The sequence below is a fragment of the Modicisalibacter muralis genome (assembly GCF_900102945.1).
GTDB classification, from domain to species: Bacteria; Pseudomonadota; Gammaproteobacteria; order Pseudomonadales; family Halomonadaceae; genus Modicisalibacter; species Modicisalibacter muralis.
In genome coordinates, this window is the sequence record NZ_FNGI01000015.1 from 50,097 (window position 1) to 73,778 (window position 23,682).

Here is a 23,682-nt window from a genome sequence, read left to right on the forward strand (position 1 = left end):
ATCGTCATCCGCGTGTCATGCTTGCGCCCCCATCATGTGGGGCTGTAGCAATGTCGCATAACCATAAGAAAGAGGATGAGCCGTCATGTCGATCTCACGCCGTCGTTTCGTGCAGGGCACACTCGCTGCGGGCGCCGCCGCTAGCCTACCCGGTTTTTATATCAACAAGGCCTTGGCCCAGGAGCAGACCCTGCGCATCTATGCCTGGGCGGGCTATTTCTCCGATGAAATGCTCGCCGACTTTCGCGAGAAGACCGGGGTCAACGCGACCTTCACGCCCTATGGCACCAACGACGAGTTGATGAACTCGCTGCGTGCCACCGACGGCAGCGGCTTCGACGTGATCATGCCCACGGTCGATCGCGTGCCGGGCTATCTCGATTACGAACTGGTTCAGCCGCTGGATGTTTCACGCATCAACTGGGACGGTTGTCTGGATAGTGCCATCGAGGGCTCCGAGGTGGGTGGCGTGGTCGATGGCAAGCGCTACTTCGCACCGAGCGACTGGGGCACTGAGGCGCTTACCTATGACCGTCGCTATGCGGCGGTCGATCCCAACGACCTTAGCTATGGCGATCTGTGGAACCCGGATAATGGCCAGGGCGTGACCGTGCGCAGTCATTCGGCATTGGTCGGCATCGGCCTGTGGCTGGAAAGCCAGGGCAAGCTACCGCGCCCGCTGTTGGAATCCTATAAAAACGAAGAGGCGATGCGTGCCAATTTCGAGGTAATCCTTGAAGAAGCGGTCAAGCACAAGGGCATGATCGCGCAGTTCTGGACCACCGAGAACGAGGCCCAAGCCGCGTTTCGTACCAATGGTGCGATCATCGGCCAGACCTGGGACAGCACCGCGTTCCGCCTGCAGAGCGAAGGCATGGATATCGCTTATGCCGCTCCCAAGGAAGGCGCCCTGGCGTGGATGGAAGGCTTCGTGATCCCGCGCAACGCCCAGAATGTCGATGCCGTTTACGAACTGATCAATTGGTATTACACCCCGGAAGCGGGCGCCATGTTCGTCGAATCCACCGGTTATAACTCCACCTCGGTGGGTGCGGAAAAACTGCTGCCCAAGGCGACACGACAGTTCTTCGAGGAATCCTACAGCAAGCAGGATCTGGCCAATCTGTGGTGGTGGCCGATACAGGAGCCGTGGTACGTGGCGTTGCGCAATGAGTACCAGGATCGCTATTTGAGTGCATAGCCACAAGCTTGAAGAGCGCCACTAACGTGGCTGGAAGCTAGAAGAGCGCCGCTGCGCGGCTTGAAGAAAAAACCAAGGGCCGAGCCACTCTTGGCTTCTAGCTTCTAGCTTCTAGCTTCTAGCTTCTAGCTTCTAGCTTCTAGCTTCTAGCTTCAAGACGCGAAGCGTCGTACTTTCTTCTTCCGACTTCGAGCCGCGCAGCGGCGATCTTATAAGACGAGGTACCGATGGACGGTAGCGTCACCCTGCAAGAAGTGGTCATGCGATTCGGCGACTTTACCGCCATCGAGCCGACCTCGCTGACCATCGAGTCGGGTGAGTTCTTCAGCTTTTTGGGGCCGTCCGGATGCGGAAAGACCACGTTGCTCAACATGATCAGCGGCTTTCTGACGCCGAGCGAGGGGCGGGTGTTGATTGGTGGCGAGCCGATGACCAACGTTTCGGTCAACCAGCGACCCACGGCGATGATCTTCCAGAACCTGGCGCTGTTTCCGCTGATGAGCGTGTATCAGAACATCGAGTTCGGCATGCAGGTGCGCGGGGTGGATCGCGCCACGCGACGCAATAAGGCCGACGAGTTGCTCGATCTGGTGGCGCTGACCGGCAGCGGCGATAAATCGATAGCGGCGCTTTCGGGTGGCCAGAAACAGCGTGTGGCCATCGCCCGGGCGCTGGCGGTGGAGCCCCGGGTGTTGCTGCTCGATGAACCGCTGTCGGCACTGGATCTCAAGTTGCGCCAGCACATGCGCAACGAGCTCAAGGCCATTCAGCGCAAGACCGGGATTACGTTCATCTATATCACCCACGATCAGGGCGAGGCGTTGACCATGTCCGATCGCGTGGCGGTCATGTCGGCGGGCCGCATTCAGCAGGTCGCCGATCCCGAGACGCTGTATAGGCATCCGCAAACCGGCTTCGTTGCCGCCTTCGTTGGCGAGAACAACCGCTTGGCGGGGCAAGTGGTCGAGCGCCGTGGAGAGCTTGCGATCATCGAGATCGACGGTCTAGGTCGGCTTGCCGGTTGTGCGGGCGGCGACATGGCGGTGGGGCAGTCGGCGGCGCTATTTGTACGGCCCGAACACCTCCGCGTTGTGCGCCCGGGACAACTTGACGTGGCGCGGCCCGAACAGCCGTGCATCGCGAAGCTCGAGTCATCCCCGCAGTCGACACTGGAAGTCGAGGTCGAAACGCTGAGTTTCGAGGGTGCCTGGCGTATGCTCGAGGCGCGGCTAACCGCCAACGGCGAGCGGTTGCGCATCCTGCTTGGCCAGGGCGCGGATGGCGCAGTCGAACTGGCGCCCGGTGAGCGGGTGCACGTCGGTTACAACCCAGGCCAGGCCCGGGTGTTGGTCGACGACGGTTCTCCACGCCTCGATACCGAGACCGGCGAGGTGGTGGAAGCGGCGTCGCCGGGTGGTGTTCAGGCTCAAGAGGGCGATCATGTTTCGCCAGCTTAAGGCGCGCTTCGGTAGTGCCATCGCCATGGCCGTCGTCGGCGTGCTGGGTGTATGGTTGATCGCCATGGTGACGCTGCCGCAGTTGCAGATGATCGACTATTCGTTCCGGCCCAGCCTGTTGCCGGCTGAAATCGGTGGTCCGAAGGACCACTGGACGCTGGATAACTATGTCACGCTGTTCAATAACGAGATCCATCTGGCGATCTTCTTCAAGACGCTGTGGTCAAGTGTGCTGGTGACCCTGCTGACGCTATGCGTGAGCTACCCCTTGGCCTATTTTCTGGCCAAGGTGGCCTCGCCGGGTCAGGCGGCGCTGTGCTTGTTGCTGCTGGTCATCCCGTTCTGGGTCAACGAGATTCTGCGCACCTTTGCGTGGTTCATCCTGTTGGCCTATAGCGGCCCTCTGAACGAGTTGCTGCTGTCCATGGGCCTGATCGAGCGGCCGATTCGCTACATGAGCGGCGATGCCGGGGTGCTGATCGGCATGGTCTACGCGTACATCCTGTTCATGGTATTCCCGCTGTATAACGCGATCGAGAGCCTGGATGGCAATCAGATTCGTGCCGCGCGCGATCTCGGCGCCGGCAGCCTGCGCACCCATTGGCGCATCGTCATTCCCCACGCCAAGCCGGGCATCGCCACTGGTTGCATCATGACGTTCATGCTAGCAGCGGGCAGTTATGCGGTGCCGGCCCTGCTGGGTTCGCCGGGCAGCCGGTGGTTCACGCAGATCATCTACAACTGGTTTTTCGCCGGTGGCGATTGGAACCAGGGGGCGGCCTATGCCTTCATGCTGCTGGTGCTGTGCATCGGTTTCATGTCGCTGGTGATGCGGCTATTCAAGGTCGGTCTGGCCGATATCGCCAAATAGGGGAATCGCCATGAGCGCACAGCGGTTGCTCGATTGGGGTTTGCGATTTTATATCGGTGTGTTCTTCGTTTATCTGTTTCTGCCATTGACGATCATGGCGGCGGCCACCTTCAACGACAGCCGCTTTCCCACGATCGTTCCGTGGAATGGCACCACGCTCAAGTGGTTCGGCGAACTGTGGGCCGATGGAGGCATGTGGGCGGCGCTGGGCAATAGCTTGATGGTGGCGGGTGGCGTGTTATGCATGGCAATACCCATTGGGGTGGCCAGCGCGTTATTCTTGACCACGGTCGAAAGCCGCGCCAAGCCATTCGTCTATGGGTTGATTCTTTCGCCGCTACTGACGCCCGGTGTGATCATCGGTATCTCGACATTGATTTTCTGGCGTCAATTCGATGTCAGTGGTGGGCTATTCCTGACAATTTTGGGGCAGACCACTTTTATCTCAGCGTATGTGATGCTGATGGTCATGGCGCGTCTACAACGTTTCGATCGCACGCTGGAACGCGCCGCGCTCGACCTGGGAGCCACGCCCTGGCAGGCGTTTCGGCGTGTGTTGCTGCCGTTTCTCAAGCCGGCGATTCTATCGGCGGCGGTGATTGCTTTTCTGCAGTCTTTCGAGAACTACAATACCTCGTTGTTCGTGGTCGGTTACGACACCACCTTGACGGTATATATCGCCTCGAAGGTGCGTACCGGGCTTACGCCGGCAGTCAATGCCCTGGGGCTTTTACTGATCCTGTTCACGGTGATATTGGCGATTGTCTACGAGACGAAACGGCGCAGGGAGTTGAAGCCGAAAGGGGTGTAGTCATCGGTCGGATCAGAGTCCGCGCCAATTGGCGCGGACTTTTTCGAGGCTGGTTGGGAAATGATTATTCCTATATCGTCGTTTGGATAACGATAAGGTGACGGCAAGTTGGCGTTCGAGGTGCCATAAACCTGATCTGGGCGTGGTAGGGAGTTGAGAGTGTCATTTTCCACAAGACTCATAGGCATAGCGCGCCGTCTGGTGATGGGAATCAGGTCGATGCACAAGCGCCTGCTGCTGGGGCTGGCGATTGGCTGGGTCGTGGTGGTGGCGGTGATTCTGGTGTGGACATGGCAATCGGGACAGTCGCTGATACGCCAGGCCAACAACGCGCACCTGGATTATGAAGCGCGGCTGATCGCCGCGGATATCGAGCAGTCAATCGATCTGCGCATCAAAGTGCTAAAGCGCTTGGCCAGGACACTGGACCCGTCCCAACCTCTCGATGCCCCGGCGCTACGTGGCGAACTGCGTAAGCATGATGCGCTGTTGGCGTTGTTCGATGGGATGATCGTGATCGGATCCGAAGGACGCGTGCTGGCCGACTGGCCCTGGCAGGAAGGGCGGCCGGGGTTGGATGTCACCGATCGAACGTATTTTCAGTTTCAGCGCCACGTTGGTCGTCCTTACGTCAGCGAGCCTTTCTTCGGTCGGGCCAGCGAGACGCCGCTGGTCATGATCAGCGTGCCGCTGCACGATCGCAACGGTGATTTCGCGGGTGTGTTGGGAGGCGTGATCAGTGTCTTGCACGGTAGCTTTTTCGACAAGCTGCGCAGCATTCGTATTGGTGGTCAGGGTTTCGCGGCGGTAATGTCCGTTGCGGGAAAGGTTCTGGTGCATCCCGATTATGATTGGCTGCTACGCCCAGTGCCATCGGCGCAACAGAATCCCTGGCTGGACCTGGCGCTGTCCGGTTGGGAGGGGACCGCAATAGGGCCGCTGGTCAGTGGTGAAATGGCGCTGCAGGCCTATCAGCAGGTGTGGTCGGCGGGCTGGATCGTGGGTGTCTTCGTGCCGCTGGAACAGGCCTTCGCGCCATTGCAATGGTTCGTACGAAACCTGTGGTGGGTGGGAGCGCTCACCGTGGTGGTGATGTTCGCGCTGTTGTGGTGGTTGCTGAATATAGCGTTGCTGCCATTGCATCGGCTGGAGCGTCAAATCGGTGCGGTGGGCCAGGGCCATCGCGACCAGGTCGATCTTAGAACCCACACGACCGAACTTACCAAGGTCGCCGAAACCTTCAACCGCGTGGCGCATAGCCGCCGCGAGGCGGAAGGGCGGCTGCTCGACCGGCAGGCCTTCCTGGACGCGGTGCTGGCCTCTTCGCCGATTGGCATGTTCGTCTACGACCCTGACGGCGAGATCCGTTACATCAACCCCGCCATGAGTAGCCTGACAGGCTACACCCTGGACCAGTACCGGCAGCAGGGGCAATTGAATCACGTGCACCCCGACGATCGTGGTGACGTGATAGATCTATGGGCGGACTCGCTGGCCACCGGGCGCGATTTCCAGCGTCAGTATCGTTACATTACCGCGCGTGGGGAAACGATCTGGGTCGAGGCACACGCCACGCTGGTTCGCCTGCAGAGTGGCAAGCCGCTGGGTTTCGTCGGTACCCTGAAGGACATCACCCAGCGTCGTGAAATGGAAGCGTTGCAACGCTGGGAAGCCGAGCACGATCCACTGACCGGGCTGCTCAACCGACGCGGTTTCGAGCGGCGCCTGGAAGAAGCGCTTGCCGATTGGCAGAAAAGTCAAAATTCAGCGGCGCTGATCCTGTTCGATCTGGATCACTTCAAGCCCATCAACGACGAGGGCGGCCATGCGCTGGGCGACGAGATGCTTCAGCGGATCGCCGCGACGATTGGCCTCAAGGTGCGCAAGAGCGATTACCTGGCACGCCATGGCGGCGACGAGTTTGCCGTGCTGATGCCTGGCTGTGGGCTGGAGCAGGCGCAGAATACCGCACAGGCGCTACGCCTAGCCGTCGAGACGCTGAGCGTCGAACATGCCGGCAAGCAGTATCGGGTGTCGTTGAGCCTGGGTGTGACGGCGTTTCGAGATAGCGACCGAACCATCGATGCACCCTTGCAGCGGGCCGATCAGGCGAGCTATCAAGCCAAAGCACAAGGGCGTAATCGAGCAGTGGTCGCGCAGGATTAGCTATAAAGAATGGTCGAGGAGGGAATAGCCGTTTTAAACCATGTAAGCCAGTGGTGCGCTAATAGCACCAATCTAAAAGGCGCTCACGATGGACATTCCTCATCAGCGGTTGGTCTATTTCCAGGTAACGGTCGAGGCAGGCTCGGTGCGCCGGGCAGCGGCACGACTGGATATCGCTCCTTCAGCGGTTAGCCGTCAATTGTCACTGATCGAGGCGGCGTTGGAGGCGTCATTGCTGGAGCGCACACGCCATGGGGTGCAGCCGACGGCTGTGGGTGAGATGCTGCTGGATTACTGCCATCGTCGCAGGCAACTCGATCATGAATTCAGTGAAATGCTGGATGCCTACCAGCGCCTGGAAACGGGGCAAATCACGCTGCAGGTTGGTGAGGGCTTCGTGGGCGATCTGATCGACACACCCCTGAGGGCCTTCAGCGAGCGATACCGTGGTGTGCGACTGAAAATCGACACTGGCAGTACTCGTGAAATCATCGACGCCGTGGTGGAGGACGAGGCACACATTGGGCTGATGTATCATGAGCGCGTGCATCCACAGCTGCGCTTTTGGCACTCGAGTCTGCAGCCACTGGTGGTGCTGATGCCGCCCTCGCATCCGCTGGCCGAGGAGACGGCTCCAGTGGCTATGGAGACCTTGTCTCGTCAGCCCATGGCCATGTGGCATGTGGGGCATGGGGTGCGCCAACTGGTAGACGAGGGGTTTCGCGAGGCAGGCCTGCGCCCGTCAATCGATATTCAAACCAACTCGCTGGCGGTACTCAAACACGCCGTACTCTCTGAAATAAATATAACCCTGCTTCCGGCTTTTGCTGCTGCTCGCGAGCTGGAACATGGCTTGCTGGTGGCGCGTCACGTCGATTGTCCACGCTTTCGTCAGGCTCAGGCTCACGTAGTCACCCGCGTCGGGCGGCGCATGCCGCGTGCCGGATTGCAACTACTACGCCACCTGGAACGCTGGATGCGTGCCTTCCGCTGTAGCCCGTCTGATTGAACACCTCACTGTCGCGGCGCTGTTCGATCTTGCTTAAGGGTCGATTCGCAGCGTTCTCCACTCTAGTAGTCAAAGTCGACAGATGGGGAAGCTCACTCCTGACCACTGCCGTAGCCCATCGCCACACTGGCTTCGGTGCCGGTCTCCACCCATACGCTCTGCGGCACCGTGTACTCGCGTAGTCCATCTAATCCACTGGAGCGACCAAAGCCGCTGTCGCGGAAGCCGCCGAACGGTGACATCACGTTGATTGCCTTGTAACTGTTGATCCACACCGTGCCGGCTCGCAACTGGCCGGCGACGCGATGCGCCTTGGCTGGATCCTGCGTCCACACCGCGCCGGCCAATCCGAAGCGAGTGCCGTTGGCGAGTCGTATGGCCTCCTCTTCATCCTCGAAGGGCATCACCACCAACACCGGGCCGAAGACTTCCTCACGGGCGATCGGCATATCGGTGGTGACTTCGACCAACACGGTAGGCGAGATGAAATAGCCCCGTGCCTCTTCTGGCAGACCTGCCGGCCGGGTACCACCGGTCAGTATCCTGGCACCGGCGGCGATGGCGTCGTTGATCATCTGCGTGACACGCAAATATTGCTGGCGATTCTGCAGCGGGCCCATGCGGGTGGCCTCATTATCAGGCAGACCGACCTGGATATCGACGGCGGCTCGGGCCAAGCGGTCGGTGACCTCCTCGAGAATATCGCGCTGTACCAGCAGGCGCGAGCCAGCCACGCAGCTTTGCCCGGCCGCGGCGAAGATCGCTGCCTGCGCGCCAGCCACGGCATCGTCAAGCCTGGCGTCGCTGAAGACGATATTGGCCGACTTGCCGCCCAATTCCAGCACCGTCGGCACCAGCCGTTGGGCGCCGGCTTCGGCGATCATCCGACCACTGGCGGGCGAGCCGACGAACACCAGTTTGCTGATGCCGTCATGGCCGGTCAGCGCGGCACCGGTCGAAGGGCCCAACCCGTTGACGATGTTGATCAGTCCTTTCGGCAACCCGCCACTCTCCAGCAGCTTCGCAATCACTACCGAGGAGAAGGGTGTGAGTTCCGAGGGTTTAAGCACGACCCCATTTCCAGCAGCGATCGCCGGCGCGAGCTGCCAGGCACAGGTGAACATCGGCGCATTCCAAGGCGTGATCTGACCGACCACACCGTAAGGCACGTGACGCACGTAGTTGAGGTGCGAGGTCGGTACCGGAATAACCTCGCCGTGCTGCTTGTCGCACCAGCCGGCATAATATTCGAACATCTCGCGAACCTTGCCGACTTCACCGCGACAGTCGCGGATCGGCTTGCCGGCAATCACGCTTTCGAGCTGGGCCAATGCTTCCTCGTGACCTTCCAGCGCGCGCACTGCGGCGTTCATGCGTCGTCCGCGCTCGCTGGCGGTTAGCGCCATCCATTGTGCCTGGGCGCGAGCGGCTGCGGACACGGCGCGCTCGAGAATATCGGCGCCGGCGTCCCGATAGCCAACCAGTGCTTCGCCGGTAGCTGGGTTGGTCAACGTGATGAGCTCACCTTCACCGGCGCACAATGTGCCATCGACCCAATTGGAAAGCGGCGTTTCACCGCTGAGCGCAAAGTTGGCAAACAGCTCGTTCAGACGTTCGCGCGCCTGCTGGTTGAGTGCGTTCATCGCGTGTTGTCCTCTCCGCTATGGGTGGCAGTGTCCGTTGTGGCCGCAGTCAAGATGGTGTCGGTAATGTGGTTGAAGTCATCACTGTCGCTAGGGTGGTCGCGATCGACGTGCCACATTTCGACGACTTTTTGTAACAGGCTCAGCGGCATCCCGAGCTGGGCGGCGGCGTCGCGAGCCAGGCGCAGATCCTTGCGCATCAGCCCGGTGGTAAAGCCCGAGTCGAAACGCCCGGAGAGAATCCACTCGGGGAAGTTAACTTCACTGACCGCACTGCGCCCGGAGCCGCTGTTGAGTCCGGCCAGACACGCCGTGGGTTCGACCCCGGAGCGCGCGGCCATTGCCACGGCCTCGGCAGTGGTGACGAGGTGGGCGGCGCACAGATAATTGTTGGCGAGTTTGACGACATGACCACTACCCGGCCCGCCGACATGAGTATATTTCGCCGACATGGCCTCCAACATGGGCGTGACATGGGCGATGGTCGCCTCATCGCCGCCGAGCAACATGCCGAGCCTGCCAGTCGCTGCGCCCTTGGGGCCACCGCTGACCGGGGCATCGAGCCAATGCAGCCCAGCCGCTGTGACCTTGCCGGCCAGCTCGCGGCTGACCACCGGATCACTGGTCGAGGCGTCGACGATGACGCTACCCACTGGTGCTCGTGTCAGCAGGCCGGGCGTGGTCTCGATGACCTCGCGGACATGCTCTGAAGTGGGCAGGGAGAGCAAGTAAACATCCGAGGCGGGCAGGGCATCCGGGGTGACGACATTCAGGCCTTGTGCGGCGAGTCGTTCGCGAGCACCCTCGACAGTGTCCATGCCAGTGACCGCGAACCCGGCCGACTGAAGCGTGAGTGCCATGTTGCCGCCCATTTGGCCCAGGCCGATTACCGTGATCTTCATGGGTACCTCGTCATTGCGTTGTCGTTGCTCAGGCTTGTCGTTGCCACTTCATGCGCGAGCCAGTCCAGGCCGCGCGCGCAGGCGTGGGCAGTCAGTGTCATCGGGAACAAGCACGCCTAGTCGCGTAGCAGCGTTTTGACCAGCGCTTGCCAGTACGCCATGCCGACCGGGGCGGCGGCATCGTTGAAATCGTAGTGCGGGTTGTGCAGCGAGGCGCTCTCCTCACCGTTACCCAGCCAGATGTAGGCGCCCGGGCGCTGCTGAAGCATGAAGGCGAAGTCCTCCGAGGCCATTGACGGCGGCAGGTCGCGATGCACCCGGGCGACTTCCGGCAGCGCCTCGAGCACTTCGGCGCAGCGAGTGGCTTGCTCGGGCGTGTTGATGGTCGCCGGATAGCGTGCCTGATAATCGAAGTCGGCCTTGAGTCCGTGAAAACTCGCCATGGCCTCAATCGCTTCGCGAAAGCGCTTTTCCAAGTAAGCGCGTAGGGAAGGATCGAAGCAGCGCAGCGTACCTCTCAACTCGACCGTCTCGGGGATCACGTTGTAGGCGTCACCGGCGTGGAACTGGGTGATGCTCAGCACGGCCGTCTGATGCGCGGGGGTCTCGCGGCTGATCAGTCCCTGCAACTGGGTGGCGAGCTGGCAGGCGGCGAGCACCGTGTCGGTACCCAGGTGTGGCATGGCGGCGTGACAGCCGCGCCCGGTCAATGTCAGGGTGAACACATCGAAGGCAGCCATGACGGCGGTGTCATGCACTGCCACCTCGCCCACCGCCAATCCTGGCCAATTGTGCAGGCCGTAGACAGCCTGCATCGGGAAGCGCTCGAACAGCCCCTCTTCGACCATCACCCGGCCACCGCCCTCGTTCTCCTCAGCGGGCTGGAAGATGAAGTACACCCGCCCGGCAAAATCGGGGTCGCGTGCCAGCGCGCAAGCCGCACCGAGCAGCATGGTGGTATGGCCGTCATGGCCGCAGGCATGCATCTTGCCTGGCGTGGCTGAAGCATGCGCGAAGCGATTCAACTCGGTGACGTCGAGCGCATCGATGTCCGCGCGCAAGCCAATGGCGGAGCTGCTCTCACGCCGGCCATCGAGGATGGCGACGACACCGGTGCCACCGCCCAACCCGGTGACGACCTCCAGGCCGGCCGCTTGAAGGATATCGGCAATGCGCGCGCCAGTCTGATGCTCCTCGAAGGCGGTCTCCGGTTGGCGATGAAATGCATGGCGCCAAGTGCGCAGCGTCTCTGCGTCGATTTCAGCGGGCTTGTTCATGGGCTTTTCCTTGCTTACAGCAGCAGTTGGGCGACCGTGGTGGAGCCGAGGTAGGTGCCGGTAAACACCAGCAGCGAGATAATCACCAGCTTCCAGCCGGCTTGGCGGAACATGCTGAACTCGCGCCGGGTCAGTGCCAGGCCGGCGTAGGCCAGCACCGGAGTCACAATGGCCAGAACATTCACCGCGCTGAGCTGTTCGACGATCCAGCCACTGCCGGGGGTCCATGGCAGAGTCAGCAGGATGCTGACCAACGACACCCAAGCCACGCCGGGCAGATAGAAGGGGGCGACACGGGTAACGATAAATCCGAGCATCGTCATCGCGTAGAGGATTGCCATGCCCGGCAGGGCCTCGAGCAGCGGCGCGCCGTTGACCGTATTGGAAATCCAGCAGACCACGCAGACCACTGCCACGACAATGGCTGTCTTGCCGAGCTGGCGTTCGGGGCGTTCTTCCTTGAGGGCATCGGCTGCCAGCGTTTGCTCGTGGGTGGCCTGGGCGCCGACTGACATTGACGCACGCTGCCCACCGAGTACCCGGTAGAATCTTTCGGCGATCGGCAGGGCGATAAACAGAGAGACATACAGACCCGTAGCATAGGTCAGCAAGTTGCTGGCCCCGGCGAAGGCCAGTAGTTCATCGGCGCGATCGGGTATAACGGTGGCCAATGCGGCGGAGCAGGCTGCCATCATGCTGCCACTACCCGCACCACAGGCCATGGCCAGGGCGCGTGGGTCGAACAGGTCCAGTGAGGCGAGGTAACCGGCCATGAGCGCGAACCACAGCGTGCCGAACATGGTGCCAACGATATAGACGCCCATCACGCCGATGCCTTCCGGCCCCTTGAGGCCGTACTTATCGGAGATAATGGCGATGTTGGGCTCGCGGGCGATCGAATGCGTTGCGCCGATCGTCTCGCGGCCCATCTTCAGCACCAGCACGGCGAATGGTAGCGCGAACAGCATGGTGCCAAGATTGCCCAGTTCTTGCAGGATCAACGCTGGGCCGGCACTGATTAGCTGCTCGATGGCCGGTCCGATAGTGGAGCCAAAGAGGGCGATGAATGGCATGATCGAGAGCAGGATAACTGGACTCGCTGCCTGGCTCAGTTGCACCGGCACCCATTTGGCGGTGTCCGAGAAGAGATGCGGATTGAGCAGCACGCAGAAGATAAAGGCGTAGAACAGTGGCAGCAGCAGTAGAGAGCCAGGACCCAGGGGAAACTGGAGGATGCCGATGACCTCGGCGATCAGCGAGACGATGACCACCAGCACGTGCAGACGCCAGTCGAGTAGCAATGAGAGTTTCATCTAAAAGTCCCTTGTTGTTGTATTGGGCGATTGGTTGTCTTGGGTGTGTCGACGAGCTCTTGCGGTGCAAGATTACGCTCCCAACAGTATTGAAAAGGAAATGTTCTAATGAAAGGCGTTGCGTGTTCTGTTAATTAGTACACAAAAGTGGCGAGGCGAAGTTAGCTAGTTCTGAATTCGGGACGCACTGCGTCTCGATTTGGCACGCAGTGCCTTTCAAATTGGAATGCCCCTAGAAAGGAGAACACCACCAAGCCTCATAATGAGCCTTGCTCGAAGGCCTCCGGGCTAACGCCGCCAAGATGGCTGTGTCGGAGTTGCTATTGAACGAGTAGAGGGAGCTACGGGCTAATCACGCTCGCTTCCCGCGTTGGGAAGGTGTTGCGCCAGTGCCTCAAGAACGTTTCGGCAATAGTCGTGTTGGCGTTTTAACAACAGTCGGTTTTATCTGAGGTCGAGGTGGTCAACCAGGTGAGTATTTCTCCCAACGCGCTTCAAGTCTCCCCATGCTGCCTCCAGGGTGGCGAAGCGCAGTGGACGGCCAACATCGGTCATTCTCTTGAGCAGCTCACTCACTGGGCGCTTGGTGTGGGTGAACTCAATGGCGCCATATGCCGTGCGATAGGTCGCCTTGCGCCCTGTCGTCATGACTGTGATCCGGTCGATAGGGATTTGGGAGATTGCGCCGTACTCCGATAGGGCGGATTCCAGGCTGACGTAGCTGTACTGGCCACGGCGCAAGGCCACTGCAACATGCTCAATGGTATGGGCATCGTAACTTTTAGCATAAGCGTAGACATAGACTCCTCGGCAGGCACGGATGAGAAGCCCTTGATTTACCAAGCGATTGATCCCTTCCTGCAGGGTCTTGGGGCTATCCTCGAGAAACAGTTTGGACAAGTCGCGGTGGGTGAAAACATGGCGCCCTTTTGCATCCCAGGCAGTGAGAACACGCAGTGCGGCATTCAGTTTCATAAGTAGACGCCTAAACTATGTAAATATAGTTTAGGCGTCTACTTAATGCCTATCAATAGGAATTCCCTGCTGTTGGTTACCCACATGCTGGAAGGCTGCCAGCTCCCGGAATCTGACTAGTGTCGAAAAGTGAGCCGTACCGGTTTCTCGATAGAAGACCTGATCATAGGTAGTCGGCATGGCTACTATGAAGCTATAAGAATCAGGTGCCGACTACCTTGACAGACACCGCTTGCCGGCCCGATCATTCCAACAATCTATTGAGTTCTTCATATAAATCCTCGGGGATGTCTACGCCCTTTTTCAAGCTTCTCTCGCGGGCTTCATAGCGGCGTTGCGAGGGTAAACGTGCGCCCTGCGATTGGATACTTTCAAACAGCGTTTCGGCACGGGCTAAGTGCTGATCGGCCGCATCACCAAGGAAGCGCTTTGGGTCGAGAGCGATGATCAGCTCGCCATGGTAGGGGAAAGAGTGACTGCCGTCGTCCCAAGCCAGCGACTCGGCACTGGTCAAGTCTCCAATCAAGGGACCGGCGATCAGCTCCACCATACCGGCTAGGGCAGAGCCCTTATGCCCGCCAAAGGTAAGCATTGCACCAGCCAACACTGCCGCTGGGTCGGTGCTTGGCTGACCGTTGGCATCGACACCCCAGCCTAGTGGTATCGACTCACCCGCACGGCGACATAGTTCAATTTCGCCTCGCGCAATGGCACTGGTGGCAAAGTCAAAGATGAATGGTTTTTTTCCTATGCGTGGCCAGCCAAAAGCGATTGGGTTAGTGCCAAATACCGGCTGGCTCCCTCCGGCCGGTGCCACCCAGGCGTGGCTGGGATTACAGGCGAAGGCGACCAATCCGGCATCAGTTAGTTGCTCAATTTCGACCCACAGCGCGGAAAAATGAACGCATCGGTTAATCGCCAGTGCGGCAATGCCTGAGCTGTAGGCTTTTTTGATCAGTATGGGTAAGCCGGCCTGAAAAGCTAGCTGCGAGAATCCACCATGGGCATCTACTTTAACTATCGATGGGGCTTGATCGGCTATCTCGGGTTCGGCATCGGCAACGACCTTACCGGCCTTGAGCGTAGCGATGCAGCCTAATAACCGGTACAAACCATGAGAATGGCATTCATCGCGCTGACCAGCAACGACAGTGTCGGTTACTGCTTGTGCCTGTGCTTCACTAAAGCCATGCCTGAGCAAGATGTCTTTTGATAATTTTTCGATCTCTTCCAAGTATAAGCTAACCATGTTTCTGCTCCTTTAAGCAGTATTAATAAGTTGTTTTTATATAAGCTGGAATGATGTGAGTCATGTATGTATTGAATAAGGGAAGCTGGTTTCTTATATAAGAGTTGCCGTGCTGATCACTAGCAATAAGCCTTTGGGCGAGCTAGGCCCGCCCAGTAGGAGTTAGGCAACGAGACGCAGACATTGGCCAGCATGGTAGAGAGTGAAGCCACTTTCGTAGGCTGATCGCCAAAGGGGAGCGGCTGTGATCGGCTTGGCCGGACGAATTGGCAAAGGTAACAAAGTATCGTCACCCTGACTGAGATAGTGGGCAAAGCCTTTGCCGACCACGGTGCCGGTGGTCACGCCGCGGCCATTATAGCCGGTAACGGCTAGAATACCTGGCGCCGGCTCGAATAACCGCAAGGTATGATCCGGTGTAAAGGCGATGCGGCCGGTCCAGGTGCACTCCCAATCGATACGATCGAGCTGGGGGAAATAATAGCGTTGGATGCGATCGGCCCAGCAGCGAATGAATGCCGCGGGCTTGCTTTCACCGCGGCCGAGACTGCCCAGAATGAGTCGGCCTTCGGCATCCCGGCGCAGGCTGCTAAGTACTGTGCGAGTATCCCAGGCGCCTTGGCGTTCCGGCAAGATGTCACCAGCGATTTCATCCGGTAGTGGCTGAGAGGCGATCTGGAAGAAATGCCCGAGAAAGAAGTGGTGGCGAACCTGATTCCAGTGATCCTCGGTATAGGCATTGGTGGCGATCACCAGACGTGGCGCTCGGACACACCCTTCAGCCGTATTGATCTGCCAGTCATCGCCTTGACGCATCACGGCTGTAGCGGGACTGTAGGTATGCAAATGCGCACCGGCCGCTATAGCGGCGCGAGCCAGGCCCCGGGTATAGGCGGTGGGGTTGAGGGTGCCGGCGCGACGATCGAGCAGGGCGCGTCGGATACGCTGGGTGCCTACATGCTGCCGGCAGGCGGCCTCTTCGAGAAGCTCCACAGGAGCGCCGCGTTGCTGAAATTGCTCCACCCGCCGAGCCAGCTCCTGTTCACCCTTGCCGTTATGGGCCAGATGCAGGGTACCTGTCCGGGTGGCCTGGCAATCGATTCCATGACGCTCGATCAGCGAAAAGACCTCGGCGGGGGCCCCACCGAGTATCGTGTTGACCCGTTCACCATCCTCCTTGCCCAGCGTCTCAAGGATATCATCCGGTGGAATCCACAGCCCTGCGTTGACCAGGCCGACATTACGACCCGAGCCTCCGCTGGGGATATCGCCCGCTTCGACCAGCATTACGTTGATGCCTGCCTCGGCCAGATGGAGCGCGGTACTGAGCCCAGTGATACCCCCACCGATCACCGCAACCTCAGCGATGTGCTCACCCTTGAGTGGAGCCAGCTTCAGCGCTGGCTCAGGTGACGTATCCTGCCATAAACAGTGCTCTCTCATGATATCTCCTGACTCGGATGACGCCATGGATGACCTTGGAGAGATGTTGTTGAAATCAGCATGCCTAAGTCTCTCCTTCGGGTTAATTTTTGCTAGCAATGTCAGGGTTCGGCCAATGATAGAAGCGTCTGGGGTTGTCGCGCAGCGACCGATGTTGAAACTCAAGAAGCTCGCGCATTTCGTGAGCCGACTCGCCGCTCGGGTGACGAGCGAGCCAGCCTTCGATGTCTTGCTGGGCTGTGGGAGAAAAAGGCTCGAATCCCCCCTGTACTTGAAGTAGTTCCAGCTTACGGCTCTCCTGACGCATCGTGTGGATCAGGGCAAGCGTAGCGATACCCCAAATCATGGTGATAGCCACCAGCATGATAATAATCGCGGAAAGGCTCATGAGGACTGTTCTCCAGCAGCTTTTATGGCAAAGGCTTTAGTTTGGCGACGGTTCATAATCCACATGCATAGCGGAATCATTACTGTAAGTAATGTCAATCCGCTAATCGTCTTCCAGGGAGTTTGGCCGAAGTTGCTGTAGAGAAAATAGCCCATGATGGCGAGTATGATGGCAGGAATTTGATAGCGTACCATAGCCTCCCAGATACTCGGCACATAAAGATCGGTGCCTCTGTTCAGGCTTAGAATACGCAGTCGATTAGCATCAAACTTCCACCCAATTGTTACAATAATAATGAAGGTGGCGAGTGGAAGGCCCCAATTGCCAAGCACGAAATCCAGATAGCCGAGAATTCCGGTACTCATGGCGCTTGGAATTCCCAGAAGCCAAATGATGCCGCAGATTGTAAGTACGGCCTTGGCGCGTGGAAGTTTACGCTCTTCCTTATATGTGGTGATCCCAACCTCAGTGATGGCGATGGCGGTAGTCAGGTTGGCGAAGAAGAAGCCGATGAAGAATAGCACTGCCCAGATGTAGCCACCGGACATGCTGCCGAAGGCATTGGATAGTGCGACGAATGCTAACTCGGGCCCCGAAGACGGAGAGATACCAAAGGCGAAAACAATGGGGAAGACCGCGAAGATGGCCAGTAAACCGATACTGGTGTTGCCGATAGCGGTAAAGATACCACCTCCCAGCGGAATGTCATCGTTGCGCCCCAGGTAACTGCCATAGGTCAACGCGATACCCCAGCCGAGACCAGAGGAGAAGAGTGCTTGGCCGAGAGCGGCAAGCCAAGTTTCACCCCGAGTGAGGTATTCCCAGTTTGGCGCGAAGCTGAACTCAAGGCCGGCGATAGCGCCAGGCAGGGTCAGGCCACGAATGGCGATAGCGATCAGTGCGATTATCAGGATCGGCATTATCCACTTGGCCAAACGTTCGATTCCGCCTTTGATGCCAAGCAACAGGATGCCGGTAACCATCAGCATAGCGATGCTATGCATGGCCACATTCAGCGCTTTGTTTGCACTGAATGCCTGCCATAGTGCAGCAGTGTCGAAACCGGATTGGGTGAAGGTACCGATTAGAGCATGGTAAGCATAGTAGATCGACCAGCCGACGACTGATGAATAATAAGACATCAACACGATGTTAAAAATTAAAACCACCAGGCCTAGGCCGACCATGCGGTTATTGCCATAGACCTTGCGAAATGTGCCGATCAAGCCTTGGCGCGTATATCGCCCAAGGCTGGTTTCACCCATTAGGCCAGGGACGACGATCAGGTAAAGCAAAAAGAAGTAAGCGATGAGGAAAGCGCCGCCGCCATTTTCCCCAGTTATATAGGGCATGCGCCAGATGTTACCAGCGCCGACCATGGCGCCGAGAACGGCCATTAGATAGCCGAAGCGACTTCCCCATTGTTCTCTAACAATTGTTTTTGTCATCTCATGACTCCACGACACGTTGTTATGAGTTCACTAAAGAAGCCGCCACTCACCCTATTGGAGAGAATGGCGGCAATCTTAGTCAGTCAAACTTGATGCCTTGCGCCAATGGCAGCTCGCGGGAATAGTTCACGGTATTGGTCTGACGACGCATGTAACTTTTCCACACATCCGAGCCGGATTCGCGACCACCGCCGGTGTCTTTTTCGCCACCGAAGGCGCCGCCTATTTCGGCACCACTCGGTCCGATATTGACGTTGGCGATGCCGCAGTCACTGCCCTGATCGGAAACGAAGGTTTCGGCTTCACGCATATCCGTAGTGAACACGCAGGAAGACAGGCCTTGGGGTACGTCATTATGCATGGCCATCGCTTCGTCGAAGTTGCTGTAGCTCATGACATACAGAATCGGCGCGAACGTCTCATGTCTGACCAGTTCATCTTGCTCCTTGACCTCGACGATGGCCGGTGAGACGTAGTAGCCATTGGGGTAGGTGTCGGCCAACTGACGCTCGCCGCCAAAGATATTGGCTCCCTGCTGGCGTGCGCGCTCCAGCGCGGACTGCATCTGCTCGTAGGCTTGGCTGTCGATCAACGGACCGATCAGGTGCCCTTCTATGGGATCGCCGATGCGGATGCCGTCATAGGCCTTCTTGAGGCGGTCGACCACTTCGTCATGAATGGATTCGTGCACGATCAGGCGGCGCAACGTAGTGCAGCGTTGGCCGGCTGTGCCGGCAGCCGAAAACAGAATGGCACGTACGGCCATGTCTAGATCGGCGCTGGGGGCGAGAATCATGGCATTGTTGCCACCGAGCTCGAGGATGCTGCGACCGAAGCGAGCAGCCACCCGCGGTGCAACCTCGCGACCCATGCGCGTGCTGCCGGTCGCGCTGATGAGCGGGACACGTGGATCATCCACCAACCGTTCGCCAGCCTCGCGATCACCGAGAATGACTTGGCTGAGGTCCTTCGGCGCTTCGTCACCGAATTCCTCCATGGCGCGTTCCAGCAGGGCCTGACAGGCCAGGGCGCAGAGTGGTGTCTTCTCTGATGGCTTCCACAGAAGGCTATTGCCGCAGACCAGGGCCAGAGCCGCATTCCACGCCCAAGGAGCGACCGGGAAATTAAAGGCGGTGATCAGGCCGATCGGCCCCAGCGGGTGCCAGCTCTCGCGCATATGATGGCCAGGGCGCTCCGAGGCGATAGTCAGACCATAGAGCTGGCGAGATTGACCGACTGCCAAGTCGCAGATATCGATCATCTCCTGAACTTCGCCTAGGCCCTCCTGGAGAATCTTGCCACACTCCAAGGTGACCAGGGTGCCGAGATCCTGCTTGTGGCGACGCAACTGTTCGCCAAACAGGCGAACCAACTCTCCACGCCGTGGGGCGGGAACGCGGCTCCACTGCTTGAAGGCCTGCTCAGCGCGTGCAATGCGAGCCTCCACTGCACTGGCACCTTCAAGCTGAATACGACCGATCTCATTGCCATCAGTTGGAGAGGTGACGACGAAGTCGCCCTGGCGGTACTGGGACTCGGTGACACCAAGTCGCTGCATGACGGTATCAATCATTCTTTCTCCTACTGCTTTATGCTTGTGGCTAAGAACATGGGTGCCAAGCAGTATCACTTTCGCTGTTGACCGGACTCAAACGACGTTTAATATGGAGTTCATTCCTTTTTTTCGTGAAGGTGGAGCATGAACCGTCGTCACCTCCCCACGCTTAGTGCCATGCAGTGTTTCGAGGCCTCTGTCCGACATCTAAGCTTCACGCGGGCCGCCGATGAACTGAGCCTGACGCAGAGCGCCGTCAGCAAGCAGGTCGCTCAACTTGAGTCGGTTCTCGAGCACCCGCTCTTCCGCCGGGTCCGCAAGCGACTGCAAGTCACGCCCGAGGGGGCGCTCTACTTGACTGAGGTGCGCAAGATTCTCGCCCAGGTCGAGATGTCGACTCGCTACATGCAGTCCTACGGCGGGCAAAGTGAAGTGCTCAATCTCACGACGCTGCCGACCTTTGGCGCCCGCTGGTTGATTCCGCGGCTCAACGGGTTCCGATTTCGCCATCCCAATGTGTACTTGAATATCAGTAATCGGGTGGAGCCATTCGATCTGGAGGAGGAGCGTATCGATATCGCCTTCTTCTTTGGTCATGGGGCTTGGCCCAAAGCGGAATGCATCAAGCTGCTTGATGAAGAGATGGTGCCGGTCTGTGCACCCTCAGTGCTTCCGGCTGGCGGTATCAACGAGCCTTTGGCGTTGACGAAATTGGTGCTGCTGCAAAGTACGACGCGTCCCGAGGCTTGGCACGATTGGTTCGAGGCTCAAGGAGCCTATACGGAACACAGCTATCATGGGCCGCGCTTCGATACGTTCTACATGGCGCTGCAGGCGGCCCGTGCGGGTTGCGGGGTGGTGTTAGTACCTCACTTCCTGGCCGAAGAAGAGCTGGAGATGGGGCAGCTGACGATTCCTTGGGATTTTCGTCTTAAAAGCCGCGATGCCTATTACTTAGCCTACCCGGAGCACACGGGGGAGGTAAGCAAGGTCAAGGGATTCATTGAGTGGATTCTCGAGCACCTCAAAGCACCGGCCAAGCTCGATGCAAATCAGTCCTGATGGACCATGGTTCTTCCAAAAATTCGTGTGTTTCATGGGCAGATACAAGCCGTGACTTAACCGGAGCCGTCGAACATAGGTCTATTTGCCAGTAAATGACTGTGCGTGCGGCTATAGCGAACAACCATCCTAACCAGTCGTTTTTGGAATGAGTGCCGCGCTTTTTTTCGTTTGAAGAGGCCCTGCCGGCTCTGGTCTGATGTTTCTTATTTCGTCAACAAGAAGCATCGATAGGTACACGGCAAATGGATCTTTCGCACATCAGCGGCGCACTCGGCATCGTTCATCCCTTATGTATCGATCGAGGTAGGAATGCCGAAGTCTGGGATGAACAAGACAGGCGATATATCGACTTTGTCGGCGGCATTGGCGTGCTTAATCTCGGCCATGGCCATCCTGCCGTTATCGAAGCCGTGCAACGGCAGGTCGAGACCCTGATGCACTCCGCGTTCAATGCCATACCGCATCGCGGTTATTTGGCCGTCGCCAAGGCGTTGGATGCATTCGTGCCAGTGTCGTATCCACTCTCCTGCATGCTGACCAACAGTGGTGCCGAGGCGACCGAGAACGCGCTCAAGGTGGCGCGTGCCGCGACCGGACGCCAAGGGGTGATCGCTTTCGACGATGGTTTTCATGGCCGAACCCTCGCAGCACTCAACCTCAATGGCAAAGTCAAGCCCTACAAGAATGGCCTGGGGCCCTTGCCTGGGCCGGTTTACCACCTGCCATTTCCCAGTCGCGACAATGATGTCGATGCCGATCGGGCAATAGCAGCCCTCGAGCGTCTATTCGAGGTCGAGGTGCCTGCCGACGAGGTGGCTTGCATCATCGTCGAGCCGGTTCAGGGTGAAGGGGGCTTTCGGCTGCTTTGTGCCGACTTTGCTGCGTACTTGCGTAGCTTCTGTGACCGTCATGGCATTGTTCTGATTTTCGATGAGATCCAGTCCGGTTTCGGTCGTACTGGTTGCCGTTTCGCGTTTACGCATCTAGAAGTCGAACCTGATCTTGTGCTGATGGGCAAGAGTATGGCCGCGGGTTTGCCGTTGGCGGCGGTGGCTGGCAGGCGAGAACTCATGGATGCCATCGGCAAGGGAGGGCTGGGCGGTACCTACTCGGGAAATGCAGTGGCCTGTGCTGCGGCCAAGGCAGTCATGGACGTGATGAGTGAAAATAACCTGCGCGAGTGGGGTGATCGTCAGGAGAGACTCATTAGTGATGCCCATCGCCGCTGGCAGGTGCCGGAGCGCTTTCCGATGGTGGGCAAGCTGACCGGTATCGGTGCCATGCGCGGTATCGTCTTCGAAGATTCCGCCACGGCCAGCGGCAGTGAGCATCTCATGGCACTGTTATCTGCTGCTCGTGAGGCCGGCGTGCTGCTGATGCCGAGTGGTCGCCGGCGCAATGTGTTGCGTCTGTTGCCGCCCCTGACGACGGAGCCCGACATTCTCAACGAGGGCTTGGGCCTTATCGAACGGGCGCTGGAGACGCTGTCGCCATGATTGCGCGACTGGATGAGCAGTCGATTGTATCGACAGCTTATCAGCGGTTTCTCGAGTCGCTTCGGGCGGAGGGCTTCGCCGGTGATATCGCCCCGGACTACGCCAACCGCACGGTGCTGGCCACCGACAATTCCATCTATCAGCGCTTGCCCCAGGCGGTGCTCTATCCGCGCGACGCCGAGGATATCGTGCGCATCGCCCGCCTCGCGGCACGCGACGCATTCCACGACGTGGCGCTCGCGCCGCGCGGCGGCGGCACCGGCACCAACGGCCAATCGCTGACCGACGGGCTGATGGTGGATGTCTCCCGGCATATGAACCGGATTCTCGACATCGACGTCGAGAACCGCCGGGTACGCGTCCAGACCGGGGTGGTCAAGGATCAGTTGAACACGGCACTGGCACCCCACGGGCTGTTCTTCGCACCGGAACTGTCGACGTCCAATCGCGCCACCATCGGCGGCATGATCTCCACCGATGCCAGCGGCCAGGGCAGTTGCGAATACGGCAAGACCCGCGATCATGTGCTCGAACTCGACACGGTACTGTTGGGCGGCGAGCGACTGGCCAGTCGCCCCGTCTCGGAGGATGAGCTCGAGACCCTGTGCGAGCGCGACGATCTCGTCGGCGACATCCATCGCACCGCACGCGAAATCATCGACACCCAGCGCGAGCGCATCGACGCGTGCTTCCCCAAGCTCAATCGCTGCCTGACCGGTTATGACCTGGCGCACCTTAGGGACGCGGAAGGTCGCTTCGACCTCAACAGCGTGCTGTGCGGCGCCGAGGGGTCGCTGGGCTTTGTGTGCGAGGCCACGCTCAACGTCTTGCCAATCCCCAAACACTCGACCCTGGTCAACGTGCGCTACGCGAGCTTCATGGACGCGCTGCGCGACGCCAAGGCGCTGATGGGCGGCGACGCTCCATCCGCCCAGCCGCAGGCGCCGCGCCCCACCTCCATCGAGACCGTGGACGACAAGGTCCTGCTGCTGGCCATGGAGGATTTCGTCTGGGATAGCGTGTCGCCCTTCTTTCCACAAGGCGATACGCCGGCACGTGGCATCAACCTGATCGAATTCAACGCCGACGACCCGGACGAGCTCAGCGCCCGAATCGACGCCTTCACCCGGCACCTGTCAGCGGATACCCAGGTCGAACGCCTCGGCTATACGTTGGCCTGCGGCCGCGAGCAGGTCGGCAAGGTTTATGCCATGCGCAAGCGCGCCGTGGGCCTGCTGGGTAACGTCCAGGGCGAGAAGCGCCCGATCCCGTTCGTCGAAGACACCGCCGTGCCGCCCGAGCATCTCGCCGACTACATCGCCGAGTTCCGCGCCGCGCTGGATGCGCGGGGCCTCGATTACGGCATGTTCGGCCACGTCGATGCCGGCGTATTGCATGTGCGCCCGGCCA

General features: G+C 59.2%; 19 protein-coding genes. 9 read left to right on the forward strand and 10 right to left on the reverse strand.

Annotated elements, in window-relative coordinates; all coding sequences use genetic code 11:
* Window positions 1–85 precede the first annotated feature (85 nt).
* The 6 genes from BLR92_RS18640 to BLR92_RS18665 all read left to right on the forward strand — a co-directional run bounded on the left by BLR92_RS18640 (window position 86) and on the right by BLR92_RS18665 (window position 7,515).
* Window positions 86–1,201: a substrate-binding domain-containing protein gene (locus tag BLR92_RS18640; protein WP_089730791.1), complete on the forward strand. Its 1,116-nt coding sequence runs from the start codon at window positions 86–88 to the stop codon at window positions 1,199–1,201.
* A gap of 227 nt (window positions 1,202–1,428) precedes the next feature.
* Window positions 1,429–2,658, forward strand: coding sequence for an ABC transporter ATP-binding protein (locus tag BLR92_RS18645; RefSeq protein ID WP_089730792.1), 1,230 nt, complete (start codon window positions 1,429–1,431; stop codon window positions 2,656–2,658).
* Entirely contained in the window at window positions 2,642–3,529 is an 888-nt protein-coding gene (locus BLR92_RS18650; RefSeq protein WP_089730793.1) for an ABC transporter permease, read from the forward strand. Before BLR92_RS18645 ends, BLR92_RS18650 begins: the two co-directional genes overlap by 17 nt.
* A gap of 10 nt (window positions 3,530–3,539) precedes the next feature.
* On the forward strand, window positions 3,540–4,340 hold the full coding sequence (locus BLR92_RS18655) for an ABC transporter permease (protein ID WP_089730794.1): 801 nt from the start codon (window positions 3,540–3,542) through the stop codon (window positions 4,338–4,340).
* Window positions 4,341–4,559: 219 nt separating this feature from the next.
* A complete protein-coding gene (locus tag BLR92_RS18660) occupies window positions 4,560–6,506 on the forward strand; it encodes a diguanylate cyclase (protein WP_245704270.1) in 1,947 nt (648 codons plus the stop codon).
* An 88-nt stretch (window positions 6,507–6,594) separates the two neighbouring features.
* A complete protein-coding gene (locus tag BLR92_RS18665; protein WP_089730796.1) occupies window positions 6,595–7,515 on the forward strand; it encodes a LysR family transcriptional regulator in 921 nt (306 codons plus the stop codon).
* Between the two features lie 92 nt (window positions 7,516–7,607).
* Here the strand turns inward: BLR92_RS18665 and BLR92_RS18670 are convergent, their stop codons facing one another.
* The 10 genes from BLR92_RS18670 to amaB form a co-directional block, all read right to left on the reverse strand.
* The gene (locus BLR92_RS18670) at window positions 7,608–9,158 is read right to left on the reverse strand and encodes an aldehyde dehydrogenase family protein (RefSeq protein WP_089730797.1); all 1,551 of its coding nucleotides are present in this window, start codon (window positions 9,156–9,158) and stop codon (window positions 7,608–7,610) included.
* A complete protein-coding gene (locus BLR92_RS18675) occupies window positions 9,155–10,060 on the reverse strand; it encodes an NAD(P)-dependent oxidoreductase (protein ID WP_089730798.1) in 906 nt (301 codons plus the stop codon). Before BLR92_RS18675 ends, BLR92_RS18670 begins: the two co-directional genes overlap by 4 nt.
* Before the next feature lie 116 nt (window positions 10,061–10,176).
* On the reverse strand, window positions 10,177–11,337 hold the full coding sequence (locus BLR92_RS18680) for an amidohydrolase (RefSeq protein ID WP_089730799.1): 1,161 nt from the start codon (window positions 11,335–11,337) through the stop codon (window positions 10,177–10,179).
* A gap of 14 nt (window positions 11,338–11,351) precedes the next feature.
* Entirely contained in the window at window positions 11,352–12,650 is a 1,299-nt protein-coding gene (locus BLR92_RS18685; RefSeq protein ID WP_089730800.1) for a DUF3100 domain-containing protein, read from the reverse strand.
* A 444-nt stretch (window positions 12,651–13,094) separates the two neighbouring features.
* A complete protein-coding gene (gene abiEi, locus BLR92_RS18690; protein ID WP_089730801.1) occupies window positions 13,095–13,625 on the reverse strand; it encodes a type IV toxin-antitoxin system AbiEi family antitoxin in 531 nt (176 codons plus the stop codon).
* A gap of 244 nt (window positions 13,626–13,869) precedes the next feature.
* Window positions 13,870–14,874 carry an Ldh family oxidoreductase gene (locus BLR92_RS18695; protein WP_089730802.1) on the reverse strand — a complete coding sequence of 335 codons (1,005 nt, stop codon included), beginning with the start codon at window positions 14,872–14,874 and terminating at the stop codon, window positions 13,870–13,872.
* A 162-nt stretch (window positions 14,875–15,036) separates the two neighbouring features.
* Entirely contained in the window at window positions 15,037–16,317 is a 1,281-nt protein-coding gene (gene amaA / locus BLR92_RS18700; RefSeq protein WP_089730803.1) for an L-pipecolate oxidase, read from the reverse strand.
* A gap of 82 nt (window positions 16,318–16,399) precedes the next feature.
* Complete coding sequence (locus tag BLR92_RS18705) at window positions 16,400–16,705, reverse strand: DUF8026 family protein (protein ID WP_089730804.1); 306 nt, start codon at window positions 16,703–16,705, stop codon at window positions 16,400–16,402.
* Window positions 16,702–18,153 carry a sodium-dependent transporter gene (locus BLR92_RS18710; RefSeq protein WP_089730805.1) on the reverse strand — a complete coding sequence of 484 codons (1,452 nt, stop codon included), beginning with the start codon at window positions 18,151–18,153 and terminating at the stop codon, window positions 16,702–16,704. The genes BLR92_RS18705 and BLR92_RS18710 overlap by 4 nt, the downstream gene beginning before the upstream one ends.
* 82 nt (window positions 18,154–18,235) lie before the next feature.
* Window positions 18,236–19,729 (reverse strand): L-piperidine-6-carboxylate dehydrogenase, encoded by a 1,494-nt coding sequence (gene amaB / locus BLR92_RS18715; protein WP_089730806.1) that lies wholly within the window; start codon window positions 19,727–19,729, stop codon window positions 18,236–18,238.
* A gap of 126 nt (window positions 19,730–19,855) precedes the next feature.
* Here amaB and BLR92_RS18720 point away from each other — a divergent pair, with 126 nt between their 5' ends.
* From BLR92_RS18720 to BLR92_RS18730, 3 genes are all read left to right on the forward strand, one after another.
* Window positions 19,856–20,773 carry a LysR family transcriptional regulator gene (locus tag BLR92_RS18720; protein ID WP_089730807.1) on the forward strand — a complete coding sequence of 306 codons (918 nt, stop codon included), beginning with the start codon at window positions 19,856–19,858 and terminating at the stop codon, window positions 20,771–20,773.
* 245 nt (window positions 20,774–21,018) lie between these two features.
* The gene (locus tag BLR92_RS18725) at window positions 21,019–22,272 is read left to right on the forward strand and encodes a 2-aminoadipate transaminase (protein ID WP_089730808.1); all 1,254 of its coding nucleotides are present in this window, start codon (window positions 21,019–21,021) and stop codon (window positions 22,270–22,272) included.
* Window positions 22,269–23,682 (forward strand): FAD-binding oxidoreductase (locus BLR92_RS18730; protein WP_139171623.1); only part of this gene is annotated, 1,414 nt, incomplete at its 3' end. The genes BLR92_RS18725 and BLR92_RS18730, both read left to right, overlap by 4 nt.